At 66.6% G+C, this 21,800-nt stretch carries 16 protein-coding genes; 8 read left to right on the top strand and 8 right to left on the bottom strand.

The annotated features are described in order from the left end of the window. The first annotated feature begins 10 nt into the window (after positions 1-10). Entirely contained in the window at positions 11-796 is a 786-nt protein-coding gene (locus ACFFJ7_RS01670; protein WP_166949157.1) for a 3-hydroxybutyrate dehydrogenase, read from the top strand. Then, positions 793-1,680 carry an HpcH/HpaI aldolase/citrate lyase family protein gene (locus ACFFJ7_RS01665; protein WP_377590528.1) on the top strand — a complete coding sequence of 296 codons (888 nt, stop codon included), beginning with the start codon at positions 793-795 and terminating at the stop codon, positions 1,678-1,680. The genes ACFFJ7_RS01670 and ACFFJ7_RS01665 overlap by 4 nt, the downstream gene beginning before the upstream one ends. 153 nt (positions 1,681-1,833) lie before the next feature. On the opposite strand, the gene lpdA is transcribed toward ACFFJ7_RS01665, so the two are convergent. From lpdA to zapE, 8 genes are all read right to left on the bottom strand, one after another. Further along, the gene (lpdA, locus tag ACFFJ7_RS01660; RefSeq protein ID WP_166949153.1) at positions 1,834-3,234 is read right to left on the bottom strand and encodes a dihydrolipoyl dehydrogenase; all 1,401 of its coding nucleotides are present in this window, start codon (positions 3,232-3,234) and stop codon (positions 1,834-1,836) included. Positions 3,235-3,347: 113 nt separating this feature from the next. Further along, complete coding sequence (gene odhB / locus ACFFJ7_RS01655) at positions 3,348-4,574, bottom strand: 2-oxoglutarate dehydrogenase complex dihydrolipoyllysine-residue succinyltransferase (RefSeq protein WP_166949151.1); 1,227 nt, start codon at positions 4,572-4,574, stop codon at positions 3,348-3,350. 80 nt (positions 4,575-4,654) lie between these two features. Next, the gene (locus ACFFJ7_RS01650; RefSeq protein WP_377590525.1) at positions 4,655-7,615 is read right to left on the bottom strand and encodes a 2-oxoglutarate dehydrogenase E1 component; all 2,961 of its coding nucleotides are present in this window, start codon (positions 7,613-7,615) and stop codon (positions 4,655-4,657) included. 175 nt (positions 7,616-7,790) lie between these two features. Beyond that, positions 7,791-8,675, bottom strand: a complete 885-nt coding sequence (gene sucD / locus ACFFJ7_RS01645) for a succinate--CoA ligase subunit alpha (RefSeq protein WP_166949147.1) — start codon at positions 8,673-8,675, stop codon at positions 7,791-7,793. Beyond that, entirely contained in the window at positions 8,675-9,874 is a 1,200-nt protein-coding gene (sucC, locus tag ACFFJ7_RS01640; protein ID WP_377590522.1) for an ADP-forming succinate--CoA ligase subunit beta, read from the bottom strand. The genes sucD and sucC overlap by 1 nt, the downstream gene beginning before the upstream one ends. Positions 9,875-10,077: 203 nt before the next feature. Further along, the gene (mdh, locus tag ACFFJ7_RS01635; protein WP_166949142.1) at positions 10,078-11,043 is read right to left on the bottom strand and encodes a malate dehydrogenase; all 966 of its coding nucleotides are present in this window, start codon (positions 11,041-11,043) and stop codon (positions 10,078-10,080) included. A 273-nt stretch (positions 11,044-11,316) separates the two neighbouring features. Then, a complete protein-coding gene (locus ACFFJ7_RS01630; protein ID WP_246225070.1) occupies positions 11,317-11,940 on the bottom strand; it encodes a TetR/AcrR family transcriptional regulator in 624 nt (207 codons plus the stop codon). Beyond that, positions 11,937-13,151, bottom strand: coding sequence for a cell division protein ZapE (gene zapE / locus ACFFJ7_RS01625; protein WP_377590519.1), 1,215 nt, complete (start codon positions 13,149-13,151; stop codon positions 11,937-11,939). The genes ACFFJ7_RS01630 and zapE overlap by 4 nt, the downstream gene beginning before the upstream one ends. A gap of 494 nt (positions 13,152-13,645) precedes the next feature. Here zapE and ACFFJ7_RS01620 point away from each other — a divergent pair, with 494 nt between their 5' ends. The 6 genes from ACFFJ7_RS01620 to lnt all read left to right on the top strand — a co-directional run bounded on the left by ACFFJ7_RS01620 (position 13,646) and on the right by lnt (position 21,771). Continuing rightward, complete coding sequence (locus ACFFJ7_RS01620) at positions 13,646-15,589, top strand: potassium transporter Kup (protein WP_166949138.1); 1,944 nt, start codon at positions 13,646-13,648, stop codon at positions 15,587-15,589. A gap of 163 nt (positions 15,590-15,752) precedes the next feature. Beyond that, positions 15,753-17,147 (top strand): tRNA (N6-isopentenyl adenosine(37)-C2)-methylthiotransferase MiaB, encoded by a 1,395-nt coding sequence (miaB, locus tag ACFFJ7_RS01615; RefSeq protein ID WP_377590516.1) that lies wholly within the window; start codon positions 15,753-15,755, stop codon positions 17,145-17,147. Positions 17,148-17,314: 167 nt separating this feature from the next. Then, positions 17,315-18,370: a PhoH family protein gene (locus tag ACFFJ7_RS01610; protein ID WP_166949133.1), complete on the top strand. Its 1,056-nt coding sequence runs from the start codon at positions 17,315-17,317 to the stop codon at positions 18,368-18,370. After that, a complete protein-coding gene (ybeY, locus tag ACFFJ7_RS01605) occupies positions 18,364-18,879 on the top strand; it encodes an rRNA maturation RNase YbeY (RefSeq protein WP_166949131.1) in 516 nt (171 codons plus the stop codon). Before ACFFJ7_RS01610 ends, ybeY begins: the two co-directional genes overlap by 7 nt. Positions 18,880-18,949: 70 nt before the next feature. Continuing rightward, a complete protein-coding gene (locus tag ACFFJ7_RS01600) occupies positions 18,950-20,095 on the top strand; it encodes a hemolysin family protein (RefSeq protein ID WP_377590513.1) in 1,146 nt (381 codons plus the stop codon). A gap of 2 nt (positions 20,096-20,097) precedes the next feature. Further along, the gene (gene lnt, locus ACFFJ7_RS01595; protein ID WP_377590511.1) at positions 20,098-21,771 is read left to right on the top strand and encodes an apolipoprotein N-acyltransferase; all 1,674 of its coding nucleotides are present in this window, start codon (positions 20,098-20,100) and stop codon (positions 21,769-21,771) included. The last annotated feature ends 29 nt before the right edge of the window (positions 21,772-21,800 follow it).

Below are 21,800 nucleotides of genomic sequence, written 5' to 3'. Positions count from 1 at the left end.
GCTTTTGCCCATGTCTCTGAAATCGCGTACCGCTGTCGTCACCGGCTCCACGAGCGGAATCGGCCTCGCCATTGCCCGCGCCTTCGCGCGCGAGGGCGCCAACGTCGTCATCAACGGCTTCGGCGATGCGGCGGCCATCGAAAAAGAGCGCCTCGGCATCGAGGACGAATTCGGCGTGAAGGCCTTCTACTCCGGCGCCGACCTTTCGAAGGCGGACGAGGCGTTCAACCTCGTGGTGGAGGCCGAGAAGGCTTTCGGCTCGGTCGACATCCTTGTCAACAACGCCGGCATCCAGTTCGTGGCCCCGGTGGAGGAGTTCCCGGTCGAGAAGTGGGACCTGATCATCGCCCTGAACCTCTCCGCCGCCTTCCACACCACGCGCGCCGCCATCCCCGGCATGAAGGAGCGCAAGTTCGGCCGCATCATCAACACGGCTTCCGCGCACGCGCTCATCGCCTCGCCCTTCAAGTCCGCCTATGTCTCGGCCAAGCACGGCATCGCCGGCTTCACCAAGACGGTGGCGCTGGAGACGGCCACTTTCGGCATCACCGCGAACGCCATCTGCCCCGGCTACGTCTGGACGCCGCTCGTCGAGAAGCAGATTCCCGACACGGCCAAGGCGCGCGGCATCACCGAGGAGCAGGTGAAGAACGACGTCCTGCTCGCCGCCCAGCCGACGAAGGAGTTCGTCACGGTGGACGAAATCGCGGCGCTTGCCGTGTTCCTCGCCACGGACGCTGCCCGCTCCATCACCGGCGCGATCATCCCCGTCGACGGCGGATGGACGGCGCATTGACGGCCGCGATACGGCCACGCCGGAGCCTGCTGTTCGTTCCGGCCTCGAATGTCCGCGCGCTTGAAAAGGCGCGCGGCCTTCCTTCCGACGCCGTCATCATCGACCTGGAGGACGCCGTCGCCCCCGCCGCCAAGGAGGCGGCGCGCGAGCAGGCGAGGGCCGCGATCGCACGGGGCTTCGGCGGCCGCGAGGTGGCGCTGCGCGTCAACGGTGCAGATACGCCGTGGGGCGCCGACGACCTGGCGCTCGCCGCAAGCGTCGCGCCCGATGCCGTCCTTGTCCCCAAGGCCGCCTCGGCCGAGGCCGTGCGCGACATCGGCTGGCGCCTCGACGCGCTCGGCGCGCCGGCGCGGGTGCAGGTGTGGGCGATGATCGAGACGGCGCGCGCCGTGCTTGACGCCGACGCCATGGCCCGCACGGCGTTGGAGCCCGCAAGCCGTCTCGCTCTCTTCGTCATCGGCGCGAACGATCTTGCCCGCGAGACCGGCGTGCGCGTGTGGGCGGGCCGGGCAGCCCTGCTGCCGTGGCTGCAGCAGGTGCTGCTTGCCGCGCGTGCGAGTGGACTTGCGGCGATCGACTCGGTCTACAACGATTTCAGCGATACCGCCGGCTTCGCGGCCGAATGCGCGCAGGGGCGCGACCTCGGCTTCGACGGCAAATCGCTGATCCATCCGGCGCAGATCGCCGCCGCGAACGCAGCCTTCGGCCCCGGCGCCGACGAGATCGCGGAAGCCCGCGCGCTCATCGCCGCCTTCACCGCGCCCGAAAACGCCGGCAAGGGCGCCGTGAGCTTCGAGGGGCGAATGATCGAGGATCTGCACGTTGCCATCGCCCGGCGCACGCTCGCGCTCGCCGATGCCATCGCTGCCCTGCATCACCCATGAAAGAAGCGCCGGCGCTTCCATGCAGCCCGAAAACCTGGAGCGCGCTCCGATCGGAATTCGCTCAAAATAAGGAACCTAGAATCTGTCCTGTTTCAACGTAAACAGGACAGATTCTGGAGTGTTTCTGTCTTTGACAGAAACACTCCAGGCGGATCAGAAGTGGATGGCGCGCTTGTCCACGGCGAGCGCCGCCTCCTTCACCGCCTCCGAGCGGGTCGGGTGGGCGTGAGTGGTGCGGGCGAGATCTTCGGCAGAGCCGCCGAACTCCATCAGCACGGTCGCCTCGTGGATCAGCTCGCCGGCTTCCGGCCCGATGATGTGGACGCCCAGCACGCGGTCGGTGGTGGCGTCGGCCAGAATCTTCACGAAGCCTTCCGACTGGTGGTTGACCTTGGCGCGCGCATTAGCCGTGAAGGGGAACTTGCCGATGTTGTAGGCGATGCCAGCGGCCTTCAGCTCTTCCTCCGTCTTGCCGACGGACGCCACTTCCGGCGTCGTGTAGATCACGGCCGGGATCACGCCGTAGTTGACGTGGCCCGCCTTGCCGGCGAGCAGCTCGACGGCGGCAATGCCCTCTTCCTCGGCCTTGTGCGCCAGCATCGGCCCGGCGATGACGTCGCCGATGGCGAGAATGCCCGCCACGTTGGTGCGGTAGTGATCGTCCACCACAACGCGACCGCGCTCATCGAGCGCGACGCCGATCTCGGCAAGCCCCAGACCCGTGGTATAGGGCACGCGGCCCGTCGCCACCAGCACGACATCGGCCTCGATCACCTCAGCCTCGCCGCCCGCAACCGGCTCCACGGTCACCTTCGCGCCCAGGCCGGTGTTCTCGACACCCGTCACCTTGGTCGCGAGCTTGAAGATGAAGCCCTGCTTGGCCAGGATGCGCTGGAACTGCTTGGCCACCTCGCCGTCGTTGCCCGGAATGATGCGGTCGAGGAACTCGACCACGGTCACCTCCGCGCCGAGCCGGCGCCAGACGGAGCCGAGTTCCAGCCCGATCACGCCTGCACCCACGACGACGAGCCGGCCCGGCACCTTGTCGAGCGCGAGCGCGCCGGTGGACGAGACAACGACCTTCTCGTCGATCTCGATGCCCGGCAGCCGCGCGACGTCCGAGCCCGTGGCGATCAGGATGGTCTTGGCCTCGACCACCTGCACCGTGCCGTCTTCCGCCGTTACCTCGACCTTGCCGGCGGCCAGGATGCGGCCGGTGCCGTGGAACGTATCGATCTTGTTCTTCTTGAACAGGAAGTCGATGCCCTTGACGTTGGCGTCGACGCCCTCCTGCTTGAAGGCCAGCAGCTTGGCGACATCTATCTCGGGCGCGCTCACCTTGATGCCGAAATCGCCGAAGGCATGCGCGGCTTCCTCGAACTTCTCGGAAGCGAACAGCAACGCCTTGGAGGGAATGCAGCCGATATTGAGGCAGGTGCCGCCGTGCGTCTTGCGCTTTTCGACAACCGCCGTTTTCAGCCCGAGCTGCGCGGCGCGAATGGCGGCGACATATCCGCCGGGGCCGGTGCCGATAACCACGAGATCATAAGACATGGGACTTCCTGCCTGTCGAGCGCCGGTTCGCGTTTGCGGACGAGAGCAACCGGCAATGTCAAATCATGAAACGGGAGGCGCCTCCCGGCCGCAGCCGGGAGGCCGGTGCGAAATCACAGGTCGAGCACGAGGCGCGCCGGATCCTGCAGGTTTTCCTTGATGCGGACGAGGAAGGTCACCGCCTCCTTGCCGTCGATCACGCGGTGATCGTAGGACAGGGCGAGGAACATGATCGGCCGCGCCACGATCTGGCCCTTGTAGACGACCGGGCGCTGATCGATGCGGTGCATGCCGAGGATGGCCGACTGGGGCGCGTTCAGGATCGGCGTCGACAGCAGTGAGCCGTACACGCCACCGTTCGAGATGGTGAAGGTACCGCCCTGCATCTCCTCGATCTTGAGCTGGCCATCACGGGCGCGGCGACCGAAATCGCCGATCTGCTGCTCGATACCCGCCACCGACAACTGGTCGGCGTCGCGCACCACCGGCACGACGAGGCCCTTGTCGGTGCCGACCGCCACGCCGATGTGATAGTAGTTCTTGTAGATCAGGTCAGTGCCGTCGAGTTCGGCGTTGACGGCCGGCAGCTCCTTGAGCGCCTGCACCGCGGCCTTGACGAAAAAGCCCATGAAGCCGAGCTTGACGCCGTGCTTCTTCTCGAAGGCATCCTTGTACTGGTTGCGCAGCTCGATGACGTTGGTCATGTCCACGTCGTTGAACGTGGTCAGCATCGCCGCGTTCGACTGCGCTTCCTTGAGGCGGCGCGCGATGGTCTGGCGCAGCTTGGTCATGCGCACGCGCTCCTCGCGCGCCTCGTCGCCGGGCGCCGCAGGGGCGCGGGGCGTCGCGACCGGTGCGGGCACGGCCGCAGGAGCCTGGGCGGGCGCCGCCGCAAAGGCGAGGATATCGCCCTTGGTTACGCGGCCGTCCTTGCCGGTGCCGGGCACGCCGGCCGGGCTGATGCCGGTTTCCGCCGCGATGCGCTGGACGGCCGGGCCGTTCTCCAGGCCGGCAGCGGCAGGCGCAGCGGGGGCGGGCGCCGGAGCAACCGGTGCGGGAGCAGGTGCCGCGGCGGGCCGCGGAGCGGCGGCTGAACCCGCGCCGCCTTCGTTGAACGTGCCGAGCAGGGCGCCGACGCCCACGGTCTCGCCTTCCTTGACGGTGATTTCCGTCAGGACGCCGTCCGCCGGCGCGTTGACCTCCAACGTCACCTTGTCCGTTTCGAGTTCAACCAGAGGCTCGTCAGCCTTGACCGCCTCCCCCACCTTCTTGAACCATTGGCCGACAGTGGCTTCGGTGACGGATTCGCCCAGCGTGGGCACGCGGATTTCGGTCGCCATGATCTTGTGTCCATTGTGGCCTGCGGCCGGTTATTTGACAGGATGAAGGCCCGGCCGGCGGACGCCGGCCGGATCGAAAATCAGACGGAAAAGGCGTCGTCGAGGAACGCCTGCAACTGCGCGAGATGCTTCGACATGATGCCGGTCGCCGTCGCGGCGGAGGCGGCACGCCCCACGTAGCGCGGACGCTTCGCCTTGATGCTCGAATGCCCCAGCGCCCACTCCAGATAGGGTTCGACGAAGGTCCACGACCCCATGTTCTTGGGCTCTTCCTGGCACCATACGAGATCGGCGTTGCGGAAGCGCGACAGCTCATTGATCAACGACTTCACCGGGAACGGATAGAGCTGTTCGACACGCAGCAGGTAGACGTCGTCGATGCCCCGCTTCTCGCGCTCCTCATAGAGATCGTAGTAGACCTTGCCGGCGGTGAGCACGACGCGGCGGATCTTGTCGTCCTTCACCAGCTTGATCTTCTCCTTCGCGAGCCGCTCGGCGTCGTCGCGGATGAGACGGTGGAACGAGCTGGTCTCCGTGAACTCCTCCAGCCGGGAAACCGCGCGCTTGTGGCGCAGCAGCGACTTCGGCGTCATCAGGATGAGGGGCTTGCGGAAATCCCGCCGCAACTGACGGCGCAGAATGTGGAAGTAGTTGGCCGGCGTGGTGACGTTGGCCACCTGCATATTGTCCTCGGCGCACATCTGCAGATAGCGCTCCAGACGCGCCGACGAGTGCTCCGGCCCCTGCCCCTCGTAGCCGTGCGGCAGCAGCACCGCGAGGCCCGACATGCGCAGCCACTTGCGCTCCGCCGACGAAATGAACTGGTCGAACACCACCTGCGCGCCGTTGGCGAAGTCGCCGAACTGCGCTTCCCACAGGGTAAGCGCGTTCGGCTCCGTCAGCGAATAGCCGTATTCGAAGCCGAGCACCGCCTCTTCCGAGAGCATCGAGTTGATGACCTCGAATTTGGCCTGGCTCTCCGAGATGGCGTTGAGCGGGATGTAGCGGTGTTCGTCCTTCTGGTCGACCAGCACGGAGTGGCGCTGCGAGAACGTACCGCGCTCGACATCCTGCCCCGACAGGCGCACGGGCTTGCCTTCCTTCAGCAGCGAGGCGAAGGCCAGCGCCTCGCCGGTCGCCCAGTCGATGCCCTCGCCCGTCTCGATTGCCTTGCGGCGGTTGTCGAGGAAGCGCTGGATGGTGCGGTGGACGTTGAAATCGGCCGGCACCGACGTGAGCTTCTCGCCCAGCAGCTTCAGCTCGGCTTCCGGAAGGCCGGTAGCCCCGCGCCGCGGGTCGTCCGCGTCCTCGCGCACCGCCTTCAGGCCCGCCCACTTGCCGTCCAGCCAGTCCGCCTTGTTGGGCTTGTAGGTCTGCCCGGCCTCAAGCTCGGTTTCGAGGTGGGTGCGCCAGGCGGCGCGGCGCTCCTCGACCTCCGCCTGCGTCACCACGCCCTCCGCCACCAGCTTGCTCGTATAGATTTCGAGCACGCTCGGGTGGTTGCGGATCGCCTGATACATCAGCGGCTGCGTGAACGCCGGCTCGTCGCCCTCGTTGTGGCCGAAGCGGCGATAGCAGAACATATCCACGACGACCGGCTTGTGGAACTGCTGGCGGAACTCCGTCGCGATCTTGGCGGCGAACACCACCGCCTCCGGATCGTCGCCGTTGACGTGGAACACCGGCGCTTCCACCATCTTCGCCACATCCGACGGATAGGGCGAGGAGCGCGAGTTGCGCGGGTTGGTGGTGAAGCCGATCTGGTTGTTGATGATGACATGCACGGAACCGCCGGTGCGATGCCCCTTGAGCCCGGACAGGCCAAGGCACTCCGCCACGACGCCCTGGCCGGCGAAGGCCGCGTCGCCGTGCAGCAGCAGCGGAATCACGGAAGTGCGCGTCTCGCGGTCGCCGAGCTGGTCCTGCTTGGCGCGCGCCTTGCCGAGCACCACCGGATTGACGATCTCCAGATGCGACGGGTTGGCGACGAGCGACAGATGGACCTTGTTGCCGTCGAACTCGCGATCGCTCGATGCGCCGAGGTGATACTTGACGTCGCCGGAGCCTTCCACGTCGTCGGGCGCGAAGGAGCCGCCCTTGAACTCGTGGAACAGCGCCCTGTGCGGCTTGGCCAGCACCTGCGTCAGCACGTTGAGGCGGCCGCGGTGGGCCATGCCGAGCACGATTTCCTTCACGCCCAGGTTGCCGCCGCGCTTGATGATCTGCTCCAGCGCGGGAATAAGCGACTCGCCGCCGTCGAGACCGAAGCGCTTCGTGCCCGTGTACCTCAGGTCCAGAAACTTCTCGAAGCCCTCGGCCTCGATCAGCTTGTTGAGGATGGCGCGCTTGCCCTCCGGCGTGAAGGTGATTTCCTTGTGCGGGCCCTCGATGCGCTCCTGAATCCACGCCTTCTCCGCCGGATCGGAGATGTGCATGAACTCGACGCCGAGCGTCCGGCAATAGGTGCGCTTCAGGATCGCCAGCATCTCGTTGACGGTGGCGAACTCAAGCCCGAGCACGTGGTCGATGAAAATCTTGCGGTCGAGGTCGCCCGGCCCAAAGCCATAGCTCGACGGGTGCAGTTCCTCGTGATCGCGCGGCGGGCTGAGGTGCAGCGGGTCGAGATCGGCGTGCAGGTGGCCGCGCATGCGGTAGGCGCGAATCATCATGATGGCGCGCACGCTGTCGCGCGCCGCCTGCTGCACGGCCTCCGGCGACAGCTCGACGCCGCCCTTCTGGGCTTTCTGCTTGATCTTGTCGCCCACGGCCTTCTCGATGCCGGACCAGTCGCTGTCCAGCGCCGAGACGAGTTCGCCGTTGGCGGGAACCGGCCAGTTGGGCCGCTGCCACGACGCGCCCTGCGCATTCTTCTCGACGAGCGCCTTGTCCTCGCTCAAGCCGGCGAAGAACGCCTGCCAGCCGGCATCCACCGACTTAGGGTCCTGCTCGTAGCGGGCGTACAGCTCATCGAGATAGGCGCCGTTTCCGCCGTAGAGAAATGAGGTTTGAGCAAATGCGTCGTTCACATCCTGCCGTGCCATGACCCTTATCATCCTGCCGGAACCCGGACCCGTCCGGGCGAGCGGGCCTTGCGGCCCGAAACCCATCACCGTCCGGAGGCGGTGACGGGATGATTGTTCTGGGGACGGCTGTCCTTGCCATCCGAATACGACCGGAAGGTGGCGGATCGGCGGCAGGCGCCGGTCCGCCGCGCCATCAGCCCTTGAGCACCTCGACCAGCGTCTTGCCGAGACGCGCCGGCGACGGCGAGACGCGGATGCCCGCCTCTTCCAGCGCCGCGATCTTGTCTTCCGCGCCGCCCTTGCCGCCGGAGATGATCGCGCCTGCGTGGCCCATGCGGCGGCCGGGAGGCGCCGTGCGGCCGGCGATGAAGCCGACGGTCGGCTTCTTGCGTCCGCGCTTCGCCTCATCCTTCAGGAACTGCGCCGCCTCTTCCTCGGCCGAGCCGCCGATCTCACCGATCAGGATGATCGACTCGGTCTTGTCGTCCGCAAGGAACAGCTCCAGCACGTCGATGAACTCGGTGCCCTTCACCGGGTCGCCGCCGATGCCGACCGCCGTCGTCTGGCCAAGGCCTTCCTGCGTCGTCTGGAACACCGCCTCGTAGGTCAGCGTGCCGGAACGCGACACGATGCCGACCGACCCCACCGAGAAGATATTAGCCGGCATGATGCCGATCTTCGATTCGCCCGCAGTCACCACGCCGGGACAGTTGGGGCCGATGAGGCGCGACTTGGAGCCGTCGAGCGCGCGCCTCACCTTCACCATGTCGAGCACCGGAATGCCCTCGGTGATGGCGACGATGAGCGGGATTTCGGCGTCGATCGCCTCAAGGATGGCGTCGGCCGCGCCTGCCGGCGGGACATAGATGACGGAAGCGTCGGCACCCGTCGCCTCGCGCGCCTCGGCGACCGTGTCGAACACCGGAAGGCCGAGATGCTTGGAGCCGCCCTTGCCCGGCGACGTGCCGCCGACGACCTGCGCGCCGTAGGCGAGCGCCTGTTCGGAGTGGAACGTGCCGTTCTTGCCCGTGAAACCCTGGGTAATGATTTTCGTCGATTTGTCGATCAGAACGGACATCAGGCTGCTCCCTTGACGGCATTGACGATTTTCTGGGCTGCGTCATCGAGGTCGTCGGCGGGGACGACGTTCAGGCCCGATTCTCTGATGATCTGCTTGCCGAGTTCGACGTTCGTGCCTTCGAGGCGCACGACGAGCGGAACGGACAGGCCGACTTCCTTCACGGCGGCGATGACGCCTTCCGCGATGACGTCGCACTTCATGATGCCGCCGAAGATGTTGACCAGGATGCCCTTCACGTTCGGATCGGAGGTGATGATCTTGAACGCCGCCGTCACCTTTTCCTTCGAGGCGCCGCCGCCGACGTCGAGGAAGTTCGCCGGCTCCTCGCCGTAGAGCTTGATGATGTCGAGCGTCGCCATGGCGAGGCCCGCGCCGTTGACCATGCAGCCGATGTTGCCATCGAGCGCGATGTAGGCGAGGTCGTACTTCGACGCCTCGATCTCCTTGGCGTCCTCTTCCGTGGTGTCGCGCAGCTCGACGATGTCTGCATGCCGGTAGAGAGCGTTCGAATCGAACGACACCTTGGCGTCGAGCGCAACGAGCCGATCATCCTTCGTGACGATCAGCGGGTTGATCTCCAGCAGGCTGATGTCCTTGTCGACGAAAGCGTCATAGAGGCTCTCGACCAGCTTGCCCGCCTGCTTGGCGAGCTCAGCCGAAAGGCCGAGTGCCTTGGCGACCTTGCGGCCATGGAACGGCTGCACGCCGGTGGCGGGGTCGATGGAGAAGGTGACGATCTTCTCGGGCGTGTTGTGCGCCACTTCCTCGATGTTCACGCCGCCTTCCGTCGAGACGACGAAGGCGATGCGGCTCGTGGCGCGGTCCACCAGCGCGGAGAGATAGAATTCCTTGGCAATGTCGGAGCCGTCCTCGATGTAGAGGCGGTTCACCTGCTTGCCGGCGGGGCCCGTCTGCTCCGTCACCAGCGTGTGGCCGAGGATCTGGCGGGCGAATTCCTCCACCTCCTCGACGGAACGGGCAAGGCGCACGCCGCCCTTCTCGCCGGCCGCGGGCTCCTTGAACTTGCCCTTGCCACGGCCGCCGGCGTGGATCTGGGACTTGACGACCCACAGGGGTCCGCCGAGTTCCCGCGCTGCGGCAGCGGCCTCGTCCGCGGAAAAGATCGCCTTTCCGCGCGAAACCGGCACCCCGAATTCCTTCAAGACGGCCTTGGCCTGATATTCGTGAATGTTCATATCGTCGTCCCAGGTGGCTAAGATCTTGTGGCTTGGATCTTCATGGCTCGGATAGCTGGTGGCCCGGGTGCCTGCTGACGCCTGCAACCTGCCGTGTCTTCTTGCCGCCGTGTCGTCCCGCGCGATCGCACCATGAAACATGGCACGATCCGAAGACGCCGGGATGGCGAAACGGCGGCCCTCCCCGAGCCGCCGTCCGATGATCAGCCAGCAAGCGCCGGGTTGATGGTCTTCGACGCCTCGATCAGCCCCTTGACAGACTGCACCGACTTGTCGAACGCAGCCTTCTCGTCCGCCGACAGGGCGATCTCGATGATGCGCTCGACGCCGTTCTCACCGATCACCACCGGCACGCCGACGAACAGGCCGTTCTCGCCGTACTGGCCGGAGAGATAAGCCGCGGCGGGCAGCACGCGCTTCTGGTCCTTGAGGTAGCTCTCGGCCATGGCGATGGCGGACGCGGCCGGCGCATAGAAAGCAGAACCGGTCTTGAGCAGGTTGACGATCTCGCCGCCGCCCTTGCGGGTACGCTCGACGATGGCGTCAAGCCGCTCCTGCGTGGTCCAGCCGATGTTGACGAGGTCCGGCAGCGGGACGCCCGCGACGGTGGAATAGCGCGTCAGCGGCACCATGTCGTCGCCGTGGCCACCGAGCACGAAGGCCGTGACGTCCTTCACCGACACCTTGAACTCGTCGGCGAGGAAGTGGCGGAAGCGGGCGGAGTCGAGCACGCCAGCCATGCCGACGATCTTGTTGGCCGGAAGGCCCGAGGCCTTCTGCAGCGCCCACACGGCGGCGTCCAGCGGGTTCGTGATGCAGATCACGAAGGCGTCCGGCGCGTTCTCGCGGATGCCCTGCCCCACCGACTCCATCACCTTGAGGTTGATGCCGAGCAGGTCGTCGCGGCTCATGCCAGGCTTGCGCGGCACCCCGGCGGTGACGATGATGACATCGGCGCCCGCGATATCCGCATAGGAATTGGCGCCCTTGAAGGCCGCGTCAAAGCCGTCGACCGGGGCCGATTCGGCGATGTCGAGGGCCTTGCCCTGGGGGATGCCTTCGGCAATGTCGAACAGAACGACGTCACCGAGTTCCTTCAAACCGGCGAGATGAGCGAGCGTGCCGCCGATCTGTCCGGAGCCGATCAAAGCGATCTTCTTGCGGGCCATGGAAACCGATCCTTGAACTGGAGGGATGAAAAACCCCGTTTGCGCCGTCTACTTGACTCAAAGCGTGCAAGCCTTCAAGCCGCATGCCGGGGGGTGGAGGCAGCCGCCGCGCGCGCCGATGCGCGCGCCGGCCGCGGGGGCATGGATAATCTTCCTGCACCTTCAATACGTTGAGGAAGATCATGACGGAGCCGTCGCAACCGGTTTCGGTGAAAACCATCGTGTTTCAGATCCGGAATTCTGTAACTTTCTCGCAGCATCATACCCATAGGCTCATACGAAGCCGCCGACAAGAGCCCGCAGCGCCACGCCAATCAGCACCGAGAAGCGCCTCTCCATCACTTCCTTCGGCCGCCCGGCATCGAGCAGGATGGCCGAAGGGTGCGAGAAGCGGAACAGCATGTCGGTCAGGAACGACAGCGCCGTCTCGCGGTCGCGCAAGTGGAACACGCCGATGGCCGCACCTTCGTCCACCACCCGCTCCACGAACATGAACACCCGCCCCCGGTGCCGCCGCGCCACGGAACGGTTGGCGTTGGCGATGTCCGCGTAAAGCTCGAAGATCGCCCGGTCGTTCGCGGCGAGGTCGCGGTAGGCGTGCGCGAGCGCCAGTGTCAAACGTTCGAGTTTGTCATCGGCCGGATCCGGCGCGCCGGCAATGTCCGCCATCATCAGCTCGACGGGCTTCAGCGCATCCGCCACCACGGCATCGATCAGCGCCTCCTTCGAGGGGAAATAGCGATAGACGTTGGCGTGCGTCATGCCGGCTTCCTCGGCGATGCCGACCACCGTCACGCGGCGCGCGCCCACCTGCCGTACGTGTTCCGCGGCGATGGCCACCAGACGCACGTCGACCCGCTCGGGCACCGGCTCCTGCATCCGGCGCAGCGGACTCATGTCTCGACGAGGCCCGTGCTCTCGCCCGACGCCAGCGAATCGCCGCGCCCGTGCGGCAGCGCCAGATAATCCTCCGAACGCATCTCGATGAGGCGCGAGACCGTGCGGTCGAACTCGAACGCCTCCCGCCCCTCCTCCGCGACATAGAGCTTGTCCGCCTCCGCCTCTGCGGAAGCGACGAGCTTCACGTGCCGGTCGTAGAGCGCGTCGATCAGCGTGATGAAGCGCTTCGCCTCGTTGCGCCGCTCCGCAGTCATCACCGGGATGTCGTCGAGCACGATGGAATGGAAATGCCGGGCGAGATAAATGTAGTCCGATGCGCCGAGCGCCGTCGCGCAGAGGTCGGCGAAGGAAAAGCGCGCCACGCCGCCCGCCGCGACGGGCACTTTCAGCGCATGCCCCTTGACGCTGAGCACGAGCGGCCCGGCCTCCGCCGTGCCGGCGAGGCGGCGGAAGGCGTCGTCCAGCGCGGCACGCGCGGAGGCGCCGTTGGGCGTGTGGTAGACATCGGCCCCGCTGAGCTTTTCCAGCCGGTAGTCGGTGCGCGAGGACAGCTCGATCACGTCCATGCGCTCCTTCAGCAGCGCGATGAACGGCAGGAACAGCGCCCGGTTGAGGCCGCCCTCGTAGAGCCGGTCCGGCACCACGTTCGAGGTGGCGACGATGGTGACGCCGTTCTCGAACAGGCTCGCGAACAGGCGCCCCAGGATCATGGCGTCGGCGATGTCAGTGACGGTGAACTCGTCGAAGCACAGCAGCGTCGCCTCGGCTGCGAGTTCCGCGCCGACATGGGGAATGGGGTCGGTGTCCTTCTCCTTCCCGTCCTTGATGCGCTGGCGGAAGCGGAAGATGCGCTCGTGGACGTCGGCAAGGAAGTCGTGAAAATGGGCGCGGCGCTTGCGCGCGACCGGGGCCGCCTGCATGAACAGGTCCATCAGCATCGTCTTGCCGCGTCCCACCGATCCCCAGACGTAGAGGCCGCGCACGGCCGGCTGCCTGTTCTCGCGCCCGCCACCGAAGAACCGGGCGAAACGGCCGGTCCTGACGGGAGGGGGAGCGGCGACGAGCGCCGCGATCACCGCATCCAGCCGCGCCACGAGCCGCTCCTGCGCCGGATCACGCTCGATGGCTCCCGACGTCACCAGTGCCTCGTAGTGCGCATGCACGGAGGCGGGGGACGATGCAACGGGCGCCGGAATGCGGGCTGTCATGCGGAAATCCTTGCTTCACGTCTGCGCCGGCGGGCCTGTTTCATCGGAAACCATCCCGCCGGCCCCGCATGCTCTACTCCTTCGCCGCAGTATTCGCAATGCGCGGGCGCACGCCACCAGATTACAGGCGGTCAAAAAGATGAACTATCGCCATGAGATATACTACTCTATCGGGCTGCATATAATGACGTCATTTATCGCATTGTGACGGATTGAATGCCGCTGCATGACGGCGACGGATGCGCGCCGGATGCAGTACCGATGCCGCATGCGCCGCTGCCAGACATCCGTTTGGCATGAAGAAGCCCCTATGATATGAGCGTGCCGCCCGTTCAGGGTGGACTGCGGCCCGGCCGCGCAGGCAAACCGGGTTCCACACGAAGGGCCGACGAGCTTGACTCCCGGCCAATGTGAAACCCGCACGACGTTTGAGCGAAGCCCAAGCGGCGCTGGTCGGAGACCGGAGCCGCCGGCATCACGACAGAAAGTATTTCATGACGGAAGGCAAGGGTGTATCCCCGGCGGCAGCCGCACAGGACCGCAACGACAGCGAGACGGAGCGGGCGGAAAACGCGGCACCGTCGGCGCAGCAGCTGCATGTGCTGGTCATCGGCGCCATCGGCGTCGTGTTCGGGGACATCGGCACCAGCCCGCTCTATGCGCTGCGCGAATCCGTGCTCGCGGCTTCCGCCGGCGGGCCGCTGCTGCGCTCCTCGGTCGTGGGCGTGCTCTCGCTGATCCTGTGGACGCTCATCCTGGTCGTGACCTGCAAGTATGTGCTCATCCTGCTGCGGGCCGACAACAAGGGCGAGGGCGGCACGCTGACGCTCGTGGCGCTTGCACAGCGCGTGCTGGGCAAGGGGCGCCCCTCCATCCTGCTCATCGGCATGCTGGGGGCGGCGCTGTTCTACGGCGACTCCATCATTTCCCCCGCCATGTCCGTGCTGTCCGCCGTGGAGGGTGTCAAGCTGGCGACGCCCGCCCTCGACGACTACGTGGTGCCGATCACCATCGCGGTCCTGTTCGGCCTGTTCATCTCGCAGCGCTACGGCACCGCGCGGGTGGCGACGCTGTTCGGGCCGGTGATGATCTTGTGGTTTTCCGCCATCGGCCTTGTCGGACTGCTGCATCTCTTCGACGATCCGGCGGTGTTCGCCGCCTTCAACCCCTATTTCGGCGTCCGCTTCCTCTACCAGCATCCCGGCATCGCGGTCGCGGTGCTCGGCGGCGTCTGCCTGGCGGCGACGGGGGCGGAGGCGCTCTATGCCGATCTCGGCCATTTCGGCCGCAAGCCGATCAGCGTCGCGTGGCTCTACTTCGTCTTTCCCGCGCTGGCGCTCAACTACCTCGGGCAGGGGGCGATGCTGCTGGCGCACCCGGAGGCGATCGACAATCCCTTCTACCGGCTGGTGCCGGAATGGGCGCTGCTGCCCTACATCGTGCTGGCGACGCTCGCGACCATCGTCGCCTCGCAGGCCGGCATCACGGGCGCCTTTTCGCTCACACGCCAGGCCATCCAGCTCGGCCTGCTGCCGCGCATGGAGGTTCGCTTCACCTCGGCGGAGCACGCGGGGCAGATCTACATGCCGAAAGTCAACCGGCTGCTGCTCGTAGGCGTGCTTGTGCTGGTGGTGGCGTTCCAGACGTCGAGCGCCCTCTCCCACGCCTACGGCATCTCGGTGTTCGGCGCCATGCTGATGGACGGGCTGCTCGCCATCCTCGTGGTCTGGAAGGGCTGGAAATGGGGGCTCGCGGCGGCGCTGGCGCTGCTGCTGCCCTTCGTGGTCATCGATGCGGCGTTCCTTGCCGCCAACCTCGGCAAGCTGGTGTCGGGCGGCTGGGTGCCGGTGGTGCTGGCGATCTTCCTCGTCGTTATCATGTCGACGTGGCGCAAGGGCACCGGCATCCTGTTCGCCAAGACGCGCAAGACGGACGTGCCGCTGCGCGACCTCGTCGAGATGCTCAGGACCAACCCGCCGCACCGCGTGCGCGGCATGGCGGTGTTCCTGACGAGCGACCCGGAGACCGCGCCCTCGGCGCTGCTGCACAACCTGAAGCACAACAAGGTGCTGCACGAGAAGAACGTCATCCTCACCATCACCACGGACGACACGCCGCGCCTCTCCGACAACGAGCGGGTGACGCTGGAGCCGCTCGCCGACAGCTTCTGGCAGGTGACCATGCGTTTCGGCTACATGGAATCGCCCAACATCCCGAAGGGCCTTTCCATCCTGCGCAAGCTCGGCTTCAAGTTCGACATCATGTCGACGTCGTTCTTCCTGTCGCGCCGCTCCATCCGGCCGGCGGCGAAATCCGGCATGCCGCTGTGGCAGGATCACCTGTTCATCTCGCTCGCCCGCAACGCCTCCGACGCCACGGACTTCTTCCAGATTCCGACCGGCCGCGTCGTCGAGGTCGGCACGCAGGTGACGGTGTAACACGGCGGGCGGCGGGCGGAAAATGCTGTGCAAAGCTGCAGCGCCCGCCGATCCCGCACCTTGCTGTCATGCAGAATGAGCAAACGAATGCTTATCGTATGACACAACATCGTGTACAGTGCAGCCTGCCGGTTATCCGCGAAACGCATTGCAAAGCTGGAACGTGAAGAAAAAAGTATACGTCAAATCCTACGGCTGCCAGATGAACGCGTACGATGCCGAACGCATGGCGGACGTGCTCGCACCCGAAGGCTTCATCGAGACGAACAGCGCCGAAGACGCCGACCTCATCGTCCTCAACACATGCCACATCCGTGAGAAAGCTGCCGAGAAGGTCTATTCCGAACTCGGCCGCCTGCGCGTCATGAAGGACGAGCGGACGGCGGCCGAGGGGCGCGCGCCCACCATCGTCGTCGCCGGCTGCGTGGCGCAGGCGGAGGGCGGCGAGATCCTTCGTCGTGCGCCCGCGGTCGATCTCGTCGTCGGCCCGCAGAGCTACCACAACCTGCCCGCGCTGCTGGCTAAGGCGAAGCGCGAGCGCGTGGTGGATACGGAATTCCCGGTCGAGGACAAGTTCGACCACCTGCCCGCGCCCTCGCCCCAGAAAATCCGCGCGCGCGGCGTCTCGGCGTTCCTGACCATCCAGGAAGGCTGCGACAAGTTCTGCACCTTCTGCGTGGTGCCCTACACGCGCGGCGCGGAAATCTCACGCCCCGCCGCCAAGATCCTCGCGGAGGCGGAGCGGCTCGCCGCGGCGGGCGTGCGCGAGTTCACGGTCATCGGGCAGAACGTCAACGCCTATCACGGCGAGGGGCCGGACGGGCGGACGTGGTCGCTCGGGCGGCTCCTGCACCGCCTGGCCGATGTGCCGGGAATCGCGCGGCTGCGCTACACCACGAGCCACCCGCGCGACATGGACGACGACCTGATCGCCGCCCACCGCGACCTGCAGGCGCTGATGCCCTACCTGCACTTGCCGGTGCAGTCGGGTTCCGACCGCATCCTGGCCGGCATGAACCGCAGGCACACGCGCGACGACTACCGGCGCATCATCGACCGCACGCGCGCGGCGCGCCCCGACATCGCCCTCTCGTCGGACTTCATCGTCGGCTTCCCCGGCGAGACGGACGCGGATTTCGAGGACACGTTGCGGCTGGTGCGAGAAACGGGTTTCGCGAGCGCCTTCTCGTTCAAGTATAGCCCCCGCCCCGGCACGCCGGCCGCCGAAATGGTCGAACAGGTGCCGGAGGACGTGAAAAGCGCGCGCCTCGCCGCCCTGCAGGACGCGCTGGAGGAGGACCGGCAGAAATTCAACCGCGCGGCAGTCGGCCGGACGTTCGACGTGCTGGTGGAGCGCAAGGGTCGCCACGCGGGCCAGATGGCGGGCAAGTCGCCTTATCTGCAGGCGGTCCAGTTCGACGACGGCGAGGTTGCGATCGGCGATATCGTGGCCGTCGAGATCACGGAGACCGGCCCGAACAGCCTGTTCGGCCGCCGCGCCGGCCAAGCGGGCGCGAGCGGAACCATCGTCCGCGCCGTGGGCGCGAATGCAGCATGAGCGTTGAGGAATTGAGTGAGCGTTCCGACATGAGTGTTTCATCATGAGCGATCCAGCCTGACCACCAGGGAGACATGCGCGTGAGAGCCAACGGACTGCAGCAACGCCCGCAACGAGGACGCCATACTCTCCCGCCCCCATTTCCCGAAAAGATACGATCATCGCTGATGAATGCAGAACAAGCCCCGGACACCGACCTCTCGCTGACTTTCGACGATAACCGTCTCGCGAGCCTCGTATTCGGCCTCTACGATCAGAATCTCGCCCATATCGAGCGCAAGCTCGGACTGCAGATCACCGCCAACGGCAACCATGTCGTCATCAAGGGGCCGCCCACGGTGGCCGAGCAGGCCCGCCACGTGCTGGAAAGCCTTTACGAGCAGGTGCGCGAGGGCACGACCATCACCACGGGCGAGGTCGACGGCGCCATCGAGGAAAGCACACTGCAGGGCTCGCTGTTTCCCGTGAGCGACGATTTCCGGCCCGCCGAGCGCGCCGCGCCCGGCCGCGCCACCTTCGAGCAGATCACGACCCGCAAGCGCGGCTCCGTGAAGGCGCGCAACGTGACGCAGGACGCCTATCTGCGCGTGCTGCGCCGCCACGAGATGGTCTTCGCGGAGGGACCGGCCGGCACCGGCAAGACCTGGCTTGCGGTTGGCCACGCGGTGCAGCTCATGGAACAGGGCGTCGTGGAGCGGCTGGTGCTGTCGCGCCCGGCCGTGGAGGCGGGCGAGCGGCTCGGCTTCCTGCCCGGCGACGTGAAGGAGAAGGTCGATCCCTACCTGCGCCCGGTTTACGACGCGCTTTACGACTTCATGGAGGCCCGCCACGTGGAGCGCGGCCTCGCCACCGGCGTCATCGAGATCGCGCCGCTCGCCTTCATGCGCGGGCGCACGCTCACCAACGCGGTGGTGCTGCTCGACGAGGCGCAGAACACGACTTCCATGCAGATGAAGATGTTTCTGACGCGCCTCGGCGAGGGATCGCGCATGATCATCACCGGCGACCCGTCGCAGATCGACCTGCCGCCGGGGCAGAAGTCCGGCCTCGTGGAGGCGGTGCGGGTGCTTGAGGGCGTGGAGGGCATCGGCCACGTCCGGTTCCGCGACGTGGACGTCGTGCGTCATCCGCTGGTCAGACGTATCGTGCATGCGTATGATGAAGAAAGTGCGCGCCTGGCCGGGACGCAGGCGATCAAGCGCGGGGACTCCTCAGCATGGTGAGTGGCACGACAGGCGCCGTGTCGGTTGACGTGGTGGTGCAGTCGAAGGCATGGTCGGTGCTGGCGCCGACAAAGGAACGGGTGGCCGCGCTGGCGCAACGCGCCGTCGGCGCGGCGCTGGCGAGAGCCGGCGTGCCCCTGCGCGAGGGGGCGGAATTGAGCGTCGCCCTGGCCGACGACGAGGCGGTGCGCCAGCTCAATGCGCAGTGGCGCGGCCTCGACAAGCCCACGAATGTGCTGTCCTTTCCCGCCGCAGATCCCGATGAACTGGCGGACGCTCCCCATATAGGGGACATCGTGCTCGCCTTTGAGACGGTAGCGCGCGAGGCGCAAGACGACAACAAGACGCTCGCCGACCATACGACGCATCTCATCATACACGGCACGCTCCACCTGCTCGGCTTCGACCACGAGACCGACGCGGAGGCGGAGGAAATGGAAGCGCTGGAGATCGCCGCGCTTGCGGACCTTGGCATAGCCGATCCCTATGCCGACCTTGATTTGTTATGAGCGAACCCTCATCGATCGGATGGAGCCATCCGATCGGAAGACGCTCTGGAACTGGAGACCTGAAAATACCATGAGCGACGATCGAAGTTCGCCGTCACGATCCGAGGAACCGGGGCCAAATCGCGATCCGGGTCGCGAAGCTGGTCGCGAGGGCGACAGTTGGATCGACCGGCTCCTGACCGGCCTTGGCCTGCGCAACGACACTTCCGTGCGTGAGACGCTGGAGGAGGCGCTGGAGGAAGACTCGGCGGCAAGCGACTTCACCCCGCAGGAACGCTCCCTGCTGCAGAATGTTCTCGATGTCAGCGGATTGCGTGTCGTCGACGCCATGGTGCCGCGCGCCGACGTCATCGCGATCCAGGCCGACATCACACCCGCGGAAGTCATCCGCGCGTTCCGCGACGCGGGACACTCACGCCTCCCGGTCTACGGCGAATCGCTCGACGATCCGCGCGGCATGGTGCACATTCGCGATTTCCTCGACTACATCGCCGAGATCGGCATCGGCGCCGCCGCGCCCGCCGGCGAGGAAGCGACACCGGACAGGCTCGTGGTCGATCTGACGGCGCCGCTTTCCGCCGCGGCCATCCTGCGGCCGGTGCTCTACGTGCCGCCCTCCATGCCGGTCATGGACCTGCTGGTGAAGATGCAGGCGACCCGCACCCACATGGCGCTCGTCATCGACGAATACGGCGGCACCGACGGGCTCGTCTCGATGGAAGACATCATGGAGATGATCGTCGGCGACATCGAGGACGAGCACGACGAGGAGGAGGCCCCCGAGATCACGGAAGCGGGTCCCGGCGTCTTCATCATCGACGCGCGCGCCGATCTGGACGAGGTGTCGCGGGCCATCGGCATCGACCTCGACGCCATCGAGGTGGCGGAGGAGGTCGACACCATCGGCGGCCTCATCGTGACGCTGGCCGGGCGGGTGCCGGACGTGGGCGAGCGCATCCCCGGCCCCTACGGCCTCGTGTTCGATATTCTGGACGCTGATTCCCGCCGTCTCAAGCGCCTGCGTCTGTCGATCGAGGGCCGAACCGCGGCGGACGGCGACGCGGCGCTTACCGCGCGGCGGGACCATGAGCCGGCCGCCGTCTTCGACCTTACCCGCAGCGACCGGCACGAGGGCAAGCTGCCGCCTGTCGTCGCACCGGAAGGCAACGGTGGCCAGCAGCGACATGCCGGGTCCGACGTGCCACCGGATGCTTGAACTTGACCATTCCTGAAGCGCGCCGATCCCCGCCGGGGGAGCAGGCGAAGTCCGGGCCGGCAGGATTCGGACCGGCGTGGCTTGCCGCCCGCGTGCGCGGCGTATCGACACGATGGCGCGCGGCGCTGTCTTTCACAGGCGGAGCGCTCGGTGCGCTCGCCATGCCGCCGTTCGGCCTGTGGCCGGTGCTGTTCGTCTCTTTCCCGCTCGCGGTCTGGCTGGTGGACGGGGCAGCGGAGCGTGCCGGCGGGCCGTGGCGGCGGGCCCGCGCGGCGGCGGCGCTCGGCTGGTGGTTCGGCTTCGGCTTCTTTCTGGCCGGCCTATGGTGGCTCGGTTCCGCCTTCCTCGTCGATGCCGACGAATTCCTTTGGGCGCTGCCTCTCGGCGTCGTCGGCCTGCCGGCGGGGCTTGCGCTGTTTCCGGCTTTCGGCTTCGGCCTTGCAGGGTGGTTCTGGCGTTCAGGCTGGCGGCGCGTTCCGCTCTTCGCGGCGGCGCTCGCATTGTCGGAGTGGCTACGCGCCACGGTTCTCACCGGCTTTCCGTGGAATGCCTGGGGCATGGCTTTCGGGCAGGGCGACGTGCTGGCACAGGCAGCGGCGCTCGGCGGCCTGCACTGGCTGACGGCCCTGGTGCTGTTCATCCACACCGCACCCGCGACGCTCGCGGATGCCGGCAGCAAGGCCGCACGGTTCGCGATGCCGGCGGCAGGTGCGGCGGTGCTGGCGCTGGTGGCAGCCTTCGGCTGGTGGCGCATCCCCGCCGGGCCGGTGCCCGTGCATGCGGACATCCGCTTGCGCATCATGCAGCCCAACATCGCCGAGGCGGAACGCGCCGACCCCGCTTTCCGCGCGGGCGCGATCGCCCGCTATGCCGCCATCAGCGGACAGGAGGGCGCGGGCGGCGAGCGGCTCGCCGACGTCACCCACCTGATCTGGCCGGAATCGGCGTTTCCGTTCCTGATCGACTACACACCCGAGGCGCTCGACGATATTACCCGCATGCTGCCTGACGGCACCGTCCTGATCACGGGGGCGGCGCGCGCGGACATGCCACTGCCCGGCGAGCAGAGCTACCGCTACTTCAATTCGATCCGCGTATTCGACAGCGACGGTCGCTCGCTCGCCACCTACGACAAGGTGCATCTGGTGCCGTTCGGCGAGTATCTCCCGTTCGACGATCTGCTGCGCCGCGTGGGTATACGGCAATTCGTGCACACCCCCGGCGGTTTCGAGGCCGGAAACGGACGCGCCGCGCTGAATGTGCCGGGCCTGCCGCCGGCTTCCCCGCTCATCTGCTACGAGGCGATCTTTCCGGAGGAAGCGACCTTGCCCGCGCCCGGCCGCGCAGGATTCTTGCTCAACGTCACCAACGATGCATGGTTCGGCATGACGCCGGGCCCCTACCAGCACTTCGCGCAGGCGCGCCTGCGCGCCATCGAGCAGGGCCTGCCCATGGTGCGCGCGGCCAACACCGGTATCTCGGCCGTGATTGATCCCTATGGCCGCGCCACTGCGCAACTACCCCTCGGCGTTGCCGGCATCATCGACGCCGAACTCCCGCAACCACTGGACATAACGATATATACCGTATTCTACGCTATATGGGGCGCTGGCCTTTATTGGGGCGTCATTATATGCTTTTGTATAGCCGGTTTTTCGCCCGGAAAGGGGCGGTGACCGCTTCGCCGACGCTTCGGGTTCCGGAA

It is taken from the genome of Pseudochelatococcus lubricantis, assembly GCF_042432495.1.
Classification (GTDB): Bacteria; Pseudomonadota; Alphaproteobacteria; order Rhizobiales; family Beijerinckiaceae; genus Pseudochelatococcus; species Pseudochelatococcus lubricantis.
This window is presented reverse-complemented; position numbering and strand designations above follow the sequence as displayed.

Coding starts and splice junctions, on each gene's coding strand:
- ACFFJ7_RS01670 (WP_166949157.1), top strand. CDS start 11: ATGTCTCTGAAATCGCGTACCGCTGTCGTCACCGGCTCCACGAGCGGA.
- lpdA (WP_166949153.1), bottom strand. CDS start 3,234: ATGTCTTATGATCTCGTGGTTATCGGCACCGGCCCCGGCGGATATGTC.
- odhB (WP_166949151.1), bottom strand. CDS start 4,574: ATGGCGACCGAAATCCGCGTGCCCACGCTGGGCGAATCCGTCACCGAA.
- ACFFJ7_RS01650 (WP_377590525.1), bottom strand. CDS start 7,615: ATGGCACGGCAGGATGTGAACGACGCATTTGCTCAAACCTCATTTCTC.
- sucD (WP_166949147.1), bottom strand. CDS start 8,675: ATGTCCGTTCTGATCGACAAATCGACGAAAATCATTACCCAGGGTTTC.
- sucC (WP_377590522.1), bottom strand. CDS start 9,874: ATGAACATTCACGAATATCAGGCCAAGGCCGTCTTGAAGGAATTCGGG.
- mdh (WP_166949142.1), bottom strand. CDS start 11,043: ATGGCCCGCAAGAAGATCGCTTTGATCGGCTCCGGACAGATCGGCGGC.
- ACFFJ7_RS01630 (WP_246225070.1), bottom strand. CDS start 11,940: ATGAGTCCGCTGCGCCGGATGCAGGAGCCGGTGCCCGAGCGGGTCGAC.
- zapE (WP_377590519.1), bottom strand. CDS start 13,151: ATGACAGCCCGCATTCCGGCGCCCGTTGCATCGTCCCCCGCCTCCGTG.
- ACFFJ7_RS01620 (WP_166949138.1), top strand. CDS start 13,646: ATGACGGAAGGCAAGGGTGTATCCCCGGCGGCAGCCGCACAGGACCGC.
- ACFFJ7_RS01610 (WP_166949133.1), top strand. CDS start 17,315: ATGAATGCAGAACAAGCCCCGGACACCGACCTCTCGCTGACTTTCGAC.
- ybeY (WP_166949131.1), top strand. CDS start 18,364: ATGGTGAGTGGCACGACAGGCGCCGTGTCGGTTGACGTGGTGGTGCAG.
- ACFFJ7_RS01600 (WP_377590513.1), top strand. CDS start 18,950: ATGAGCGACGATCGAAGTTCGCCGTCACGATCCGAGGAACCGGGGCCA.